Source organism: Exiguobacterium sp. SH0S7 (assembly GCF_004337195.1).
GTDB classification, from domain to species: Bacteria; Bacillota; Bacilli; order Exiguobacteriales; family Exiguobacteriaceae; genus Exiguobacterium; species Exiguobacterium aurantiacum_A.
Map to the genome: position 1 here is coordinate 312555 of NZ_SJVA01000001.1, position 16187 is coordinate 328741.

At 51.4% G+C, this 16187-nt stretch carries 14 protein-coding genes; 4 read left to right on the forward strand and 10 right to left on the reverse strand.

What is annotated here, in order from left to right; genetic code table 11:
- Nucleotide 1: 1 nt before the first annotated feature.
- The 3 genes from EVJ22_RS01695 to EVJ22_RS01705 all read left to right on the forward strand — a co-directional run bounded on the left by EVJ22_RS01695 (nt 2) and on the right by EVJ22_RS01705 (nt 3961).
- Complete coding sequence (locus EVJ22_RS01695; protein WP_131442972.1) at nt 2-1537, forward strand: Ppx/GppA family phosphatase; 1536 nt, start codon at nt 2-4, stop codon at nt 1535-1537.
- Nucleotides 1534-3699: an RNA degradosome polyphosphate kinase gene (locus tag EVJ22_RS01700; protein WP_131442973.1), complete on the forward strand. Its 2166-nt coding sequence runs from the start codon at nt 1534-1536 to the stop codon at nt 3697-3699. Before EVJ22_RS01695 ends, EVJ22_RS01700 begins: the two co-directional genes overlap by 4 nt.
- Nucleotides 3700-3790: 91 nt before the next feature.
- On the forward strand, nt 3791-3961 hold the full coding sequence (locus tag EVJ22_RS01705) for a DUF1427 family protein (RefSeq protein ID WP_021065708.1): 171 nt from the start codon (nt 3791-3793) through the stop codon (nt 3959-3961).
- A 37-nt stretch (nt 3962-3998) separates the two neighbouring features.
- Here the strand turns inward: EVJ22_RS01705 and EVJ22_RS01710 are convergent, their stop codons facing one another.
- The 5 genes from EVJ22_RS01710 to EVJ22_RS01730 form a co-directional block, all read right to left on the reverse strand.
- Nucleotides 3999-4568: a hypothetical protein gene (locus EVJ22_RS01710; protein WP_131442974.1), complete on the reverse strand. Its 570-nt coding sequence runs from the start codon at nt 4566-4568 to the stop codon at nt 3999-4001.
- Nucleotides 4569-4571: 3 nt separating this feature from the next.
- Nucleotides 4572-5474 (reverse strand): deoxyribonuclease IV, encoded by a 903-nt coding sequence (locus EVJ22_RS01715; protein ID WP_131442975.1) that lies wholly within the window; start codon nt 5472-5474, stop codon nt 4572-4574.
- 85 nt (nt 5475-5559) lie between these two features.
- A complete protein-coding gene (locus tag EVJ22_RS01720) occupies nt 5560-6903 on the reverse strand; it encodes a DEAD/DEAH box helicase (RefSeq protein WP_071397764.1) in 1344 nt (447 codons plus the stop codon).
- 61 nt (nt 6904-6964) lie between these two features.
- Nucleotides 6965-7900, reverse strand: a complete 936-nt coding sequence (locus tag EVJ22_RS01725; protein ID WP_131442977.1) for a sugar ABC transporter substrate-binding protein — start codon at nt 7898-7900, stop codon at nt 6965-6967.
- Entirely contained in the window at nt 7897-9660 is a 1764-nt protein-coding gene (locus tag EVJ22_RS01730; RefSeq protein ID WP_131442979.1) for a sensor histidine kinase, read from the reverse strand. The genes EVJ22_RS01725 and EVJ22_RS01730 overlap by 4 nt, the downstream gene beginning before the upstream one ends.
- Before the next feature lie 120 nt (nt 9661-9780).
- Here EVJ22_RS01730 and EVJ22_RS01735 point away from each other — a divergent pair, with 120 nt between their 5' ends.
- Nucleotides 9781-10734 (forward strand): 4-hydroxy-3-methylbut-2-enyl diphosphate reductase, encoded by a 954-nt coding sequence (locus tag EVJ22_RS01735; RefSeq protein WP_131442981.1) that lies wholly within the window; start codon nt 9781-9783, stop codon nt 10732-10734.
- Between the two features lie 43 nt (nt 10735-10777).
- Here the strand turns inward: EVJ22_RS01735 and EVJ22_RS01740 are convergent, their stop codons facing one another.
- The 5 genes from EVJ22_RS01740 to dnaG all read right to left on the reverse strand — a co-directional run bounded on the left by EVJ22_RS01740 (nt 10778) and on the right by dnaG (nt 16123).
- The gene (locus tag EVJ22_RS01740; RefSeq protein ID WP_131442983.1) at nt 10778-11890 is read right to left on the reverse strand and encodes a Nif3-like dinuclear metal center hexameric protein; all 1113 of its coding nucleotides are present in this window, start codon (nt 11888-11890) and stop codon (nt 10778-10780) included.
- Nucleotides 11890-12606, reverse strand: a complete 717-nt coding sequence (locus EVJ22_RS01745; RefSeq protein ID WP_071397769.1) for a tRNA (adenine(22)-N(1))-methyltransferase — start codon at nt 12604-12606, stop codon at nt 11890-11892. The genes EVJ22_RS01740 and EVJ22_RS01745 overlap by 1 nt, the downstream gene beginning before the upstream one ends.
- A gap of 98 nt (nt 12607-12704) precedes the next feature.
- The gene (gene cccA, locus EVJ22_RS01750) at nt 12705-13043 is read right to left on the reverse strand and encodes a cytochrome c550 (RefSeq protein WP_071397770.1); all 339 of its coding nucleotides are present in this window, start codon (nt 13041-13043) and stop codon (nt 12705-12707) included.
- 132 nt (nt 13044-13175) lie between these two features.
- A complete protein-coding gene (gene rpoD, locus EVJ22_RS01755) occupies nt 13176-14270 on the reverse strand; it encodes an RNA polymerase sigma factor RpoD (protein WP_016508087.1) in 1095 nt (364 codons plus the stop codon).
- A 35-nt stretch (nt 14271-14305) separates the two neighbouring features.
- A complete protein-coding gene (dnaG, locus tag EVJ22_RS01760; RefSeq protein ID WP_233589561.1) occupies nt 14306-16123 on the reverse strand; it encodes a DNA primase in 1818 nt (605 codons plus the stop codon).
- Between the last annotated feature and the right edge of the window lie 64 nt (nt 16124-16187).

A 16187-nucleotide genomic window follows, 5' to 3' on the forward strand; every position in this document is an offset into this window, starting at 1 on the left:
CGTGGAAAAAAAATTAGCAGTCATTGATATCGGGTCAAACTCGATTCGCAACGTCATTTTTGAAGTGAATCGACACGGCCAATATTTCGAACGGTTGAACGTGAAAGAAGTCGCTCGGCTCTCGAGTCACATCACCGATGCGAACGAACTGTCCGAAATGGGCATCCAATCGTTAATCGAGACACTCGACCATTTCATCAGTCTGAACAAGCATCATGGCGTCAAAGAGATGTTGCCGGTCGCGACCGCAGCCATCCGCAACGCCAGCAATTCTGAAGCGATTTTAAACGAGGTCCTTGACGCGACAGGGATGGAGATCCGCTTGTTGAGTGACTATGAAGAGGCGTATTACGGATACTCGGCCATCGTCAACTCGACTTATATCGAAGACGGCTATTCGGTCGACATCGGCGGCGGCTCAATGGAGGTGACTTACTTTAAAGACCGCGAGCTCGTCTTTTATCATAGTTTCCCGTTCGGTGCCGTCACGTTGACGAACGATTTTATGTCAGGCGACACGCTCTCGAAAGATGAGCGGAAACAACTGACCGCGTTCTTGAAGAAAGCGTTCAAAGACATCGATTGGCTCGTCCCTCACGGTGTTCCGCTTGTCGGCGTCGGCGGGACCGCCCGAAACCTCGTCCGCGTCGAACAGTCGTTGTCCCACTTCCCGCTTGAAGGCATCCATCAATATACGCTCGGTGCCGACCGGCTTCACGAAGTCGTCGATGAACTGATCGACATGTCGACGAAACAACTCGGACGACTCGATGGCCTGTCAAAAGATCGGATGGACATCATCGCTCCGGCCGTGACCGCAATCGATGAACTGGCCCGCCATTTAAAAGTTCCTGAGTTTACGATGAGCAATAACGGTCTGCGGGAAGGACTATTTTATGAATACTATTTAAAAGAGAACAACGAGATCCGTTTCGCTGATGTCAAAGAAGAAAGTTTCCGCCACTTCGAGAAACAATACGACGTCGATCCGGTCCGGCATCGTCATCTCGTCCATCTGGCCCGTCAAATTTATATGGGCTTGATCGAGGCGAAGACGATCAAACCAAAACCGTTCGAACCGGGACTGTTAGAAGCGGCTTGCCGTCTCGCTTACGTCGGTGAATACATCGACCATAACAACAAGAGCGACCACACGTTCCATTTGATCACGACCAATGACTTTAAAGGCATGAACAACGAAGACCGGCTCGCCCTGGCGCTCGTCACGTCTTACAAGTCCCGGCGCCTGCTCGAACAGCATATCGAGGGCTTCCCTGAATGGTTCGACTTGAAAATGTTGAAGAGTCTAGAGCTGATCGGGTCAATCGTCAAACTTGTCGACGCGCTCGATTTGACCGAGCGTCAAGTCGTCGAGAACATTGACGTCGAAACCACAGACGACGGGCTTGCCTTCACCCTTCAAACAACGACGTCCCCGCGCTTTGAACTGCAGCGCGGCATCCGTCACAAAAAGCATTTAGAACGCGCGATCGAAACGACGATCGAGCTACGCGTAGAGGAGAGGATCACTTTATGACGACTTACTTACCAGAACATTTTAACAACCGCGAATTGAGCTGGCTCAGCTTTAACGAGCGCGTGCTCCAAGAAGCGATCGATGACCGCAATCCGCTCATGGAACGCCTCAAATTCCTCGGCATCTTCAGTGCAAACCTCGATGAGTTCTACATGGTCCGTTTCGGAGGACTAAAAGACGAGGTGCTCGCCGGATTCAACCAACCCGAGGACAAGGCAGGGCTGACACCGAAACAACAAATTAAAGCGATCTCGATCAAGGCTCAAGAACTCGTCGAAGTCCAATATGCGACGTATAAAAAAATCGTCAAACAGCTCGGAAACGAAAATGTCCGCTTTTTACGTCCAAAGAACTTGAACAAAGAGCAACTTGATTTCGTCAAACTATATTTCCGGACCCACGTCTTCCCGGTCTTGACACCGATCGCGGTCGATGCATATCGTCCGTTCCCGATGCTGTTGTCAAAATCGCTCAATATCGCCGTCGAAATCTCGTCGACCTCAGAAGGCAAAAAGCGACTCGCCCTCGTTCAAGTACCGGCCGTCCTACCACGCTTTCTCGAACTGCCGACAGAAGACGAAGAACATGCCGACTTGATGTTGCTCGAAGACGTCATCATCCAATTCATCGATTCGCTCTTCAAAGGCTTTGAAGTCGAGTCGACGATGCCGTTCCGGATCACCCGCAACGCTGACATGCCGTTCCATGAAGAAGGCAGCCACGATGTGTTGAAACAGATCGAGAAAGAATTGAAGAAACGCCGTTACGGCGTCGGTATCCGCCTCGAGGTCCAACAACGTTCACTCAGTAAAGAACTGTTGTTCATGCTGCAAGACGTCCTCGATCTGCACGACCGCGACATTTTCGTCGTCGACGGACCGATCGATTTGACGTTCTTGTTTGGCATCTATAATAAGATCGGGATCGAGTATGATGAGATGATCAACGAGACGCTCATCCCGTTCGTCCCGGAAGGACTCGAGCCCGGCAAGGACTTGTTCAAGGCCGTCTTGAAAAAGGATTACTTGCTCCATCACCCATACCATTCGTTCGACCCGGTCGTCCGCTTCATCGCCCAAGCCGCGAAAGACCCGAACGTCTTGGCCATCAAGCAGACGCTTTACCGTGTGTCTGGCGATTCACCGATCATTAAAGCGCTCACCGACGCTGCCGAGAGCGGCAAACAAGTCACCGTCCTCGTCGAACTAAAGGCCCGGTTCGATGAAGAGAAGAACATTCAATGGGCGAAACAGCTCGAGAAAGCCGGGGCCCACGTCATCTACGGCTATAAAGAGTTAAAAACGCACTCGAAGATCACGCTTGTCGTACGGATTCTAGAAGGAGGTGTCCTCCAACGCTTCGTCCACCTCGGTACCGGCAACTACAACGACTCGACGGCGAAGCTTTATACGGACATCGGCTTGTTGACGACGAACGAGGACTTGGCCGAAGATGCGACCAACTTCTTCAACTGGCTCTCCGGTTACGGTGAACGACCGTCTTGGCACGAGTTCGAGACGTCGCCTGACGACATGCTCGACTTCTTCCTTCACAAGATTCAAGACGAGATCAAACTGCATGAGAAGTATGGGAACGGTCGCATCGTCGCCAAGATGAACTCGCTCACCGACAAGTCGATCATCACGAAGCTGTATGACGCGTCTCAGGCCGGGGTCAAGATCGATTTGATCATTCGCGGCATCTGTTGCCTGCGACCGGGCATTAAAGGCGTCTCGGACAATATTCGTGTCGTCTCGATCATCGACCGCTATCTAGAACATTCCCGCATCTTCTATTTCTACCAAAACGGGAAAGAAGACTTGTATTGCTCGTCTGCGGACTGGATGACCCGAAACATGAAAAAGCGCATCGAGATCTTGTTCCCGATCCTAGATGCGGGTCATAAGTCATACATTAAAGACATGCTCGCGCTACAGCTCGTCGATAACGTCAAAGCGCGGATCCAACGCGCCGATGGCAGTTACGTCTACATCAAGCAAGAGCCTGGCCAAGAGATAATTCAATCGCAGATCATCATCCATCAATATACAGGCGGCCGTTGGAACAACATCCCGAGCGTCTTCGAACGGGAGCCGTCGAACTGGGCCGAACGTGAAGTCCTTCGCCTCCGGGCCGAAAATGAGAAAATGACTGACGACTGATGTTAGACTTCTCAAACGAGAAAGAACATTGTATAATTAGTTCGTTCAGTTAGTTGAAACGCTTTCATTTTCGAATATGGAGGAATCATTTATGCAAGAAATCTTACTCTCGTTGCTCGCCGGCCTCATCTGTGGCATGATTTTCACTGCCTTGAAGTTGCCGTTGCCTGCCCCCCCGGTCTTGCCTGGCGTCATTGGAATCTTTGGCGTCTTTCTCGGGATGAAAGTTTACCAATTTGCGCTTGCGAACTGGCCATTTTAAACAAAAAGAACGATGCCCGCGGGCATCGTTCTTTTTGTTACTCTGCATGATGGATCGCCTTATGACAAGTCGGACAGACCCACATCCCGCTGTCTCCTTCAAGATGGTACTCTAGGAGACGATGGGCCATCGCCCCATATCTGTCTGTCAAGTCGGCTCCACAGCTCGTACAAGCCGTGACGGAGGCGATACGGTGCATCATCATTCGTTCCCTGGCTAGATGCGTCTCATACGTTTGCCGTGTCCAGCGTTGGGATGGGACTTGATAACCGCGGTCCCACATATCTTTTAACGTCGCATAAGATGTCGACACGTCGTACATACCGGTCTTGAGCAGCGGATGATGAAAATCAAGGCCGACTAAATCGACGAGACAATAGTCTCGAACTTCAGCGTCGGGATGCGTTCGCCAATACCGGTCGTCGGGGCGCGTCGTCGTCTCGACGAACATAATCTCGACTTCCGCGACGATCCCATACCCGACGACTTCAATCAAGGCTGGTCCAACAACGCTTCCTTCAATGTAAAAAGGGCTCTGTTCGCGAAAGTATGTCGGGAGCGCCGCAAATACGTCATACGTCTCTGGATCGATCTTTAGCACGCTCATCGCTTATTGATGCGCGAGCGCGAATCGTTCGCGCCATTCGGCGTCGAACGCGCCTAACCGGAACATGTCAATCTCTTGCTTATACGGCGCGACTTTCGTCTTCTCGCTGATTGGAATGTAAGGTGTTTCAAGAATTTTTGGCAAATGCGCGAACGCCTCATGATGGATGATTCGGTTCAACGCGTCAAAACCGATCTCCCCGTAGCCGATATTTTCGTGGCGGTCTTTTCTCGCCCCGCGCACGTTTTTCGAATCGTTGACGTGGATGACGCCGAGTCGGTCGATTCCGACGATGCGGTCAAACTCGGCAATCACGCCGTCTAAGTCCCCCACGAGGTCATACCCGGCGTCATGGACGTGGCACGTGTCGAAACAGACCGACAGCCGGTCGTTATGCGTCACTCCGTCGATGATCGTCGCGAGTTCTTCAAACGTCTTCCCGAGTTCGCTCCCTTTTCCTGCCATCGTCTCGAGGGCGATCTTCACCGTCTCGTCTCCGGTCAGCACTTCATTCAAGCCTTCGATGATGCGAGCGAGACCAACGTCTTCGCCGGCACCGACATGGGCACCTGGGTGAAGGACGACATGGCGGGCGACTTGTAGCGCTTCGGCCCGCTTGATTTCAGCCGCCAAAAACGAGACCGCGAGTTCGAACGTCTCGGGTTTCGTCGTATTGCCCAAGTTGATGATGTAGGGGGCGTGGACGACGATCTCCTCGATGTCATGCGCCGCCATATGGACGAGCGCCGCTTCGATATTTAACTCCTCGATCGGTTTACGACGCGTGTTTTGAGGCGCGCCCGTATAGACCATCATCGTCGTCGCACCGTACGAGACGGCTTCCTCACTGCCAGCGAGCAGCATCTTCTTACCTGAAACCGAAACGTGTGAACCAATTTTTAACATAGTCAACTCTCCTTCGTAATCTTCTGCCTTTAGTGTACACAAAAAGAAGAACCGACTCCATGAAGTCGATTCTTCTGTTTAGTGATTACCGTCTGTTCTTCTTACGGGTCTCACGACGTTCCGTGCGCTGTTGTTGCATATGCTCACGCGAAGCCGTCTCTTTCAATTTATACTTGAACTTCTTCTTGTAGCCGGGTTTGACTTTCTTCTTCGCCTTCTTGATCTCACCGGCCATACGGCTGTGCGCCGTGTGCGATACTTTCATCTTACGGTCGGTCACGCGACGTTTACGAGTCTTGATCTCTTGGAGCGTCCCGCCTTTAACATCGACATGTGTGAACGCGAAACCACGCTCTTCAAGTCGATTGATCGGGCCGTTCTCGTGATCTTCATACAGCGTATACGCTTCTCCAGTAGCACCGGCACGACCGGTCCGGCCGACACGGTGTGTGTAGAAGTCGAGATCTTTCGGGATACCGAAGTTGATGATGTGCGACACACCTTTGATATCAATCCCGCGGGCAGCCAAGTCGGTTGCAATCACGTATTGATATTTTGCATCGTTGATGTCTTTGATCGCTTGCTTGCGTCGACGGGCTTGCATGTCGCCATGAAGCGTCCCGACGTTGAGGCCTGCCTCACGGAACGACTTCTCGAGCTCATCCGCGTCTTGTTTCGTGTTCGTGAACACGAGACAGACGAACGGATTGATCGCTTTGGCCACTTCGACCGTCAATTCTTTGCGGTCGCGGTGACGGACCGGGATGACGTGGTGCTTGATCTTCGGTGCGACGCGGTGCTCGGCACTCGCTTCAGCGTAGCGCGGGTCGTGAAGATATTTCTTCAAGAACGGCTCGAGCTTCTCCGGGATTGTCGCTGAGAAGACCATCGTTTGCAGTCTTTCCGGAAGCGACTGCGCGATGCGGTCCACTTCTGGCAAGAAGCCCATATCAAGCATTTGATCGGCTTCATCGACGACGAAATGTTTGACTTTATGCGGGAACAACGCCTGAACTTTCATCAAGTCGAGCAGACGGCCTGGCGTCCCGATGATCAACTGTGGTGGGTTTTTCATCTTGTCGATTTGACGTTCACGGTCAGTTCCGCCGACGATCAAACTCGTCTTAATATAGTCAGGTTGCTTCACGAGGAGTGTTTTCAACTCTTCGTGGATTTGCCAGGCAAGCTCGCGTGTCGGTGCGACAACGATTGCTTGGACTTCATGTTCGCTCGGGTCGATCGATTCTAAAATAGGTAAGAGGAACGCGAGTGTTTTCCCGGTCCCGGTTTGTGATTTTCCAATAATGTCACGGCCATTCATCGCGGCTGGAATAATCCGTGCCTGAATGTCCGTTGGGTTAGTGATGCGCTTTTCTGTCAAGGCATCGACGATAAACGGTAACAATTTGAACTGTTGGAAGCTGTTCAATCGATACACCTCCTGTTTCTTTCCACTTTTCCTAGCATAGCGGAATCTAGTTATTTGTCAATTAATCTTTACCGAGTCCTTCATACAAGTAACTCGATGAATAGTAGTGCGTCGAGATTTTTTTACCGCTCAAATGCTGTTCGAGCGCTTTGAAACCGACTTCAATCATTTCGTTCGGGGATTGCACGACCGTCGCATCGACTTTCCCGCTATGGATCAACGGGTAAATCTCTGTCACACCGTCTACCGACACGATTGTCTTATCATTTAATCTCTTGCTCTCGAGCGCCCTCACGACCCCGAACGTATTGTCGTCGTTATGGGAAAACACGGCGTCGAACGGGATGTCTTCCTCGAGCCAGCGCGACATCTCAATCTCGGCTTGGAACGTATCGTAGTTACCCGTGAGCGAGGCCACGACCTCGAGGTCGTCGTGGGCTTTATCGTACTCGGTCAATCCGAGGCTACGGTCGATGGTCGAGCGGACTTTTGCCGTTCCCCGTACTTCGACGACACGGATCGGCCGATCGAGTGCGGTATGTTTGGCGGCAATATGGTTGGCCGCCATCCGCCCGATTTCAACGTTATCGGACACGACGGACGTGAGCACGCTATCGTGGTCGATCATCCGGTCAATCGCGATAATCGGGATCCCCTTGTCTCTCGCCTTTTCGAGCGAAGATTGAATGAACGTCTCGTCAAGCGTCGTCACGAAGATGGCTTTGACACCGCGTTCGATCAAAGAATCCAATTTCTCTTTTTCTAAGACACGTGAATCCTCACTTGTCGTCGGAATCGGAATGAACCCTTTTTGATTGGCCGTTCGTACAAAGGCGGCTAACAATTTATTGGCGTGTTCGTGTTTTTCACTGACAAACACGAAACCGACCTCATTGTTCGTCGTCACGCGTTCCGGCAACTGGATCGACGTGATCAATAAAATCGTCATGGCCCAGACGACGGGAAGCCAGAGCCAGTAATAGCGGAAGCCTTTCATACGTTTGTCCGCCTTGGGATTTTAATCATCATCGCCGTACCTTCTCCTTCAATGCTCTCGATCTCCATTTGACCGTTTACGGCTTTTAAAGATTCTCGAATCATGTAAAGTCCAAGTCCGTTGCCATTCTCTTTCGTCGTATAGAACGCCGACCCGACCGTGTTCACTTGATCTTTCGTCATCCCGACCCCGTTATCCTCAATCAAGAACCGATAATCCCGCTCCGTGAAGAGGACCGTGACCGTGACGCTACCGTCCGCCCCTTTTGAATCGACGGCTTCGACGGCGTTTTTAAACAAGTTGTAGATGATTTGGACGAGCATGTCGCTCGAACAGTAGAACGGCGGCATTTCGTTCGGAACAATCAGTTCCCACTTCGTCACCCGTTTATAACATTCGGCGTCGAGTAAGAACTCGAGCCGGCTCGCAAATTCGGTCATGTCAAGCCATTCTTCTTGAAGCTTGGCTTGATCCGGTTTGGCGAGCGTGAGCATCGTCGTAATCAAATGGTTAGCCCGATTGAGCTCGGACAGTGCAAGATCGAGCATTTCTTCACTACCATGACCTTCTTTTGCCATCTGCAAGGTGATTTGGACAGGTGTGAGCGGGTTGCGGATCTCGTGAGCGATACCGGCCGCGAGTTGACCGAGCGAGGCGAGCTTCTCTTGTTGGAGCAAGAGCTGTTGTTGGCTCAACTGCTCACGTCGAGCCGTCTCCATCCGATTCGAGTAGTCGTTATACGTATCGAGGAGCGTCTGCACTTCCTTTGAACCGGTGCGTTCAAGTAAAATCGGTTCGAGTGATTGTTGTTTTTTGATGTTTTGAACGAGTTCGAGCAGCGGGCTCGTCAATGTCTTCGAGAGAAGGAGACCGACTAAAATACTTAAGAAGAAAGTGACGAGCGTAATCATCAAATATTGCCAACGTGTATCATAGACCGCCTCATAAACCGAATCCGTGCTATGCTTGGCCAATACGCTCCATCCGTTCACTCGAGCGTCCGGTTCGAACATGATGACATCGTCTTCGGTACTTAAAATCGTCCGAACGTCATACTTATCCGTCGTTTCGACGATTGAGCGTGACAACCTTCGCTCCGCATCCGTGACGAGGTTAAACGATGTCGATAACACTTCTCCCCGCTCATTTAAGAGGTAGAGAATCATATCATCGTTCGTGGATTCGAGCATGCGCCGATAGAGGTCCGAGTTAAGCACACTGATGCTTCCACCAAACATGCCAATCGGTCGGTTGTCCTCGATGACGGGTACGTAAAGATACGTGCCAGCATCACCAGAAATCGATACCGGGTCACTCATGAATAAATCGTCGCCGTTCGAAGTGATGACTTCTTTAAATTTCGGATCAGCCTTTAACGTCATCGCGGGGACTTGCCGTTGCGAATACCAAGTGAATTCATCTTCTCGTAAATCATAGTAAAAGATTGAAGTGAAACTCGTTCGTTGGTTCAAGTAACCCGTCCGAATCCGCTCTTCAATCAAAGGTTCGTTTCCAACATAAGCACCAAGGTAGACCAGGTCTTCATACAATTTCCCAAGCCTTGTCTCGAGGTTCTCGATACTCCCATCAATCGCATAATCAAATTGTTCTTTCGCCAATTCTTCCGCGCGGGACACCGTCACGCGATCGGCAGAGAAAGCTAGTGATGAGATGACGAGTCCAAGAATGATAAAGATAATAAATGTGATTTGAAAGAAGTACGATTTTCGAACTTCAAGCAATGTTCTCAAGCGTTCCACGGTGTCCCTCCTTTCTAACCTTAAGATTATAGCATGAATACACGCAATTCTTTTCGTATTTTCGAAACAATGTTAGACTAATACGTAGGAAAGCATCGCGAAAGGAGCGTTCATCACGAAATGAAAGTTAAAAAAATTAGCCCACGCGGATACTGCTATGGCGTCGTCGATGCCATGAAATTAGCGAATGAAGCCGTGGCCAACCCAGATTTACCACGGCCTATCCATATACTCGGTATGATCGTCCATAACCGTCACGTCACCCAAGCGTTTGAAGACTTAGGCGTCAAGACCGTAGACGGTGAGGATCGGATGCAAGCAGTTGAAACAATCGACAGAGGGACCGTCGTGTTTACGGCCCACGGCATCTCCCCGCTCGTCCGGAAGCGTGCCATCGAAAAAGGACTGACGATTGTCGATGCGTCTTGTCCTGACGTTCTCGTCACGCACGATTTAATTCGTGAGAAGACAGCAGCCGGCTACGAAGTCATCTATATCGGCAAGCACGGTCACCCCGAACCTGAAGGCGCGATGGGCGTCGCCCCTGGAAAAGTCCATCTCGTCCAGTACGAGAGCGATTTTGAGGCGTTGCCAGATCATTTGTTAGACGCAAACATTCTCGTCACGAACCAGACGACAATGAGCCAATGGGACGTTTCGGCATTGATCGACCTCATTCAAGAACGCTATCCTCACGTCGAGGTGCATAACGAGATTTGTAACGCGACACAAGTTCGTCAGGAAGCCGTGGCCGAACAGGCCGGCGACTGCGACTTGCTCATCGTCGTCGGTGATCCGAAATCGAACAACTCGAACCGCCTCGCCCAAGTCTCTAAAGAGATTGCCGGGACGAATGCCTATCGCATCGGTGATTTGAGTGAGCTCGATCTCAATTGGCTTCAAGACGTCGAAACGGTCGCGGTCACATCGGGCGCGTCGACACCGACGCCGATCACGAAAAAAGTCATCGACTTTTTGACGCAGTACGACCGTGATGACTTGAGCTCACACGACAAGACACCTTATCTCGAACTGCGAAACATTTTGCCGAGAGTGAAGGCGCTTCGCAAATGACAAGCAACCCCCGTCCTCATAAGGGCGGGGGTTGTGTTCGGTCTTAGCGGAACTTAAAAGGATTCGTGTCCGTAGCGGAAACGAGGAGCTCGACCTCGAGTTTTGCTGCCGTGAACTTCTGTTGCAAGACGTCGACGACACCTTGCTTCATGACGCTCTCGACGTGATGACCCGGGTCGACCACGGCGAGTCCGAGCGCCATCGCGTCGTGGGCGACATGGAAATATAAGTCACCGGTCACGTAGACGTCGGCTCCCTTGAAGTGCGCGGCCGAGACGTACTTATTGCCGTCACCACCGAGCAAGGCCACTTTTTTGATCGTTCGGTCCAAGTCGCCGACGACCCGCACCGCTTCGACACCAAAGCTTGCTTTGACATGTTCCGAAAATTCAGCGAGCGTCAACGGTTTGTCGAGTCGACCGATGCGGCCGAGACCTAGGACAGGCCCTGTAATCTCATCCCGAATCAAGTCATGAGCGACCTCTTCGTAAGGGTGAGCGTCAAACATCGCTTTTAACACCCGCTTCTTCTTACTTTCGGTAACGATCGTCTCGATCTTCACTTCATCGACTTGCTCCGTTTTCCCGATTTGTCCGAGGTACGGGTCGGCCAAGTCGAGCGGGGTGAACTGCCCTTTCCCTGTGATCGTGAATTGGCAATCGCCGTAATTCCCGATCCTTCCGGCTCCGGCCTTGCCTAACGCTTTAGACACGGCGGACTGATGTGTCTCCGGGACGAAGACCGACAATTTATACACCGGCTCTTCATACGTCGGGACGAGCACTTCGGTCTCATGCAATCCGAGTGCCTCGCTCATCCAGTCGTTGACCCCGCCCTCACAGACGTCTAGATTCGTATGGGCGACGTAAACGGCGATATCGTTTTTCAGACATTTCATAACGATTCGACCGGCGGCGTTGCGATCGGTCACTTGGGTGAGCGCGCTAAAGATCGGTGGATGATGCGCGATAATCAAGTCCACCTCTTGTTCTATGGCTTCGTCGACGACCGATTCGAGCACGTCGAGCGTGACCATGACCCGATTCACTTGTTTATTCAGCGTACCGATCTGCAGTCCGATCTTATCGCCTTCGACCGCGAGATGTTTCGGCGCGAACTCTTCAAACAGTTGGATGATATGATTTCCGTTTGCCATCACTGACTCACCTCTCTCATTTTGTCGCGTAACGTTTTGAACTCCTCCTGCTTCCGGACGAGCGCCTCGGTTTGGGCGCCTGCGGCCATTTGACCGAGCACGTAATCCAATTTGTCCGCTTCCCGGCCCCACTTTAATTTAAACGGTTCAGGACGAGTCTCCAGCAAGTCCGGCCCGAACATAAGCTGCCACGTCCGCTCCGCCTCGTCTGTACTGTAACGCGTTTCTGTGCCCCGCTCACCGACAAGAATCTCATATATTTTATCGTTTTCCTCGACAATCGTTTCCGAGACGAGCGTAAAACCTGATACAAGCAACCATTCCCGAACTTGCTGTCCATCGACGTTCGGTTGCAGTACGAGTCGTTCGACCGCTCCTAACTTATCCCGTCCGTTCTCTAAGATCGACCGGATCAAGCTTCCGCCCATCCCGCAGATCGAGATACATGTCGCCTCGTCCTCATTCAGGACCGCCAATCCGTCACCGAGCCGGACGTCAATCTTGTCCGCTGCGCCGATCAATTCGACTTGGGCTTTGGCCGCTTCCATCGGACCTTGATTCACTTCTCCGGCGATGGCCCGGTCGATGATTCCTTGCTGTACGAGATAACACGGGACGTAAGCGTGGTCGGAACCGATATCGGCTAAAATGCTTCCAGCTGGTATAAAATCGACGACTCGTTTCAGTCGCCGGTCTAACGTGACTTGTTCTTGCATGGGGACAACTCCTTTTGTCTACTTCTTCTTCTTTAGGGTAACGAAATATTCATGTCCGGACAACAAAAAACGTACCCCAGAAGGAGTACGTCTCACCCTTATTGTTCGAGCAACCATGTCGCGAGCACGTCGGCTTCTTCGGCAGACGCGAGACCGCCCGGCATTGTATTTTTACCGTTGACGATGATGTTCGCGATTTCTTCAGCAGACAAACGTTCTCCGACCCCAGTCAACGCCGGACCGACGCCGCCTTCAAGATTTCCGCCGTGGCAACCTGTGCAGCCTTTAGCAGCGTACAAGTCTTCCGGGTTCATCTCGGTGACGGCTGGACCTTCAGCGGCTTGTTGCGCTTGGTTTACGCCAAAATACGATAATGAGACCATAGCGATGATTGCGACGATCGCAATCGCTGCAAACGGTAACAATGGATTACGCATTGTATTTCCCCCTCATGTTCTTTCCAAATTTCTACCCATCACTATTTTACTCAAAAAACAATAAAGAAGGAAGGAAAATCACTCATTTTCCTTCCTTTCTTCTAAAACTTCACATTTTATTCAAAAACACGATTAATCGAGGAAGTCTTTCAAGCGTTTCGAGCGACTTGGGTGACGGAGCTTCCGTAACGCCTTCGCTTCGATTTGACGGATCCGCTCACGCGTGACCCCGAACACTTTACCGACTTCTTCGAGCGTGCGCGTCCGACCGTCATCAAGGCCGAAGCGGAGACGGAGTACGTTCTCTTCACGGTCTGTCAACGTATCGAGCACGTCTTCGAGTTGTTCTTTGAGCAGCTCGTAGGCTGCTGCGTCCTGAGGAGCCATCGCATCTTGATCTTCAATGAAGTCACCGAGGTGCGAATCGTCCTCTTCACCGATCGGTGTTTCAAGCGACACCGGTTCTTGCGCGATTTTTAAAATCTCACGAACTTTCTCAGGCGTCAATTCCATTTCCTTGGCAATCTCTTCAGGAGCAGGCTCGCGTCCGAGGTCTTGCAATAATTGGCGTTGAACACGGATCAATTTGTTGATCGTTTCGACCATATGGACCGGAATCCGGATCGTCCGGGCTTGGTCGGCGATGGCACGTGTGATTGCTTGACGAATCCACCACGTCGCGTACGTCGAGAACTTGAACCCTTTCATGTAGTCGAACTTCTCGACTGCCTTGATCAGACCCATGTTCCCTTCTTGAATCAAGTCAAGGAACAACATACCGCGACCGACATAACGTTTCGCAATCGAGACGACAAGACGAAGGTTGGCTTCAGCGAGACGTTTTTTCGCCTCGTCATCGCCTTGCTCGATTCGCTTCGCGAGTTCGGTCTCGTCTTTGGCACTCAACAGATCGACACGGCCGATCTCTTTCAAGTACATCCGGACCGGGTCGTTGATTTTAATTCCTGGCGGGACAGCCAGATCATTCAAGTCGACCTCTTCGTCTTCTTTTTTCGTAGGAGTCTCCTCGGCATCGGCCGCATCTTCTGTGACACGGATGTCTTTGCCTTCTAAATCTTCAATGAAGTTATCGATAAAATCTGAATCGACCTCAAAATGGCTGAGGCGATCCTGGATCGCTTGCATCGATACGACACCTTTCTTTTTCCCCAACTTTTCAAGTTCGTCTATGGCGTTAAATAAATCCTCTTTTTTCTTCTCTGCCATCTAGCAGTTCAACTCCTTCCAAACTTCCTTCACGTTCATCGTTCACGTAAGCGGCGACTCCGGGTAATCAATTCTTGTAGCTTCGATGCCTGGTCTACTATACTTTCGGCATCCTGCCCGATTTCCCTTTTTGCTCGCTCGATTTGACGCTGTTCCTCATAACTGTTTATCACCTTAATGTATTCATCTAAAACCTCTTCAGTCAGATCATCAGGTGCAGACATGAGGCGAATCTCTGCATAGCGGTTGGCATAGTCAGGACGTTGGTCGCAGTGACGCTCCATAAAAGGCGGCATGACCTGCTCAAACTCCTCAAGCGTCATGTCTTCTGAAACGATCTCATAAAACGCCGTCGCCAACATGCGATGAATCTCGTCTTGATATGCTAGACCGAGTCGGTCGCGGACGAAGCGAACCCGTTCCGGCCCACTGAGCATCGCCCGTAACAATAATTTTTCAGCCTTCACAAAACGTGGTTCATTCGCCTTACTCGATCGTTTACGGATTGGTTCTGGTTCACGAACCGCTGGTGATGCCTGCACTTGGCTCGACACCGGTCGCGGCATTCGATTCGCTAGCGTTTCGACAGGAATGTCAAACTCATTCGCCAATTTTTTTAAATATAGATCGCGGCGAATCGAGTTGTCCGTCTTGCTGATTTCCCCAAGCATAGCTTCAATAAACCGGATCCGTTCTCCTTCTCGATTCATATTTTTCCCGCGCCGAAGCGTCCGGTTCATGAAATCGAGGACGGATAAGCGTTCCGATTCGACAAAACGTTGCCATTGCTCCCGACCGTTCGTCCGAATATAATCATCCGGGTCCGTCTTCTCCGGCAACATGAGCACTTGGACGTCGAGCGGATACGCCTCGAGCATGCGAACGACTTTTAGCGTCGCCTCTTGTCCGGCATGGTCTCCGTCGTAACAAATCACGACTTCATCGACCATCCGTGACAACGCCCGGGCATGCTGCGATGAAAATGCCGTCCCGAGTGAAGCGACGACCTCGGCCGTCCCGGCTTGGGCGACTTGGAGGACATCGACGTTCCCTTCGACGAGGAGCACCCGTTTTTGTTTCCGCATCGATGCACGTGCTTGTGAAAATCCAAATAACAGCTCACTCTTGTTAAAGAGTGGTGTCTCCGCCGTATTTACATACTTGGGCTGTCTGTCGTCAATCGCACGGCCGCTAAATCCGACGATCGTGCCGTCTCGATCCGCAATCGGAAAGACGACTCTTCCTTCGAACCGGTCAAAATATTCACCGGATCTAGATTTAGAAATAAGTCCTGCCTCGACCATGACTTCAAGGTCGAACCCTCTGCGCTCGAGCGAATCGACGGTGAAGCGGCGTTGATCAGGGGCGTATCCGATTTTGTACTGACCGATCGTCGCCTCAGCCAAACCGCGTTCACGTAAATACGTCAAGCCGACTTCTCCGGCCTCGGTTTTCATCAATACCTCGTGATACAGGTCGGCGATGATCCGATGAGCATCACGCATTTGTTTGCGAACGACTTGATCGCGTGTCAGCTCTTCGTCACCGGCCACCCCTTCTACAGCTATGTTTGCCCGTGTCGCTAAGCGCTCAATCGTTTCCGGGAAGGACAACCCTTCCGTTTCCATGACGAACGTAAAGACGTTCCCGCCAGCACCGCAACCGAAACAATGATACATGCCTTTTTCAGGCGATACGGAAAAAGAAGGACTATTTTCCGAGTGGAACGGACAAAGTCCGACAAGACGGTGGCCTTGTTTTTTCAATTCAACGCGTTCACTGATCAAGTCCACGATATCCGTGGCTTGTTTCACTTCCGCAATGACTTCATCCGGTATACGTGGCAACTCCACCACTCCCTATCCAATCTCGCAACGAAACGGAACGCTCACCACGTTCCGTTTCACTATCGTGTCA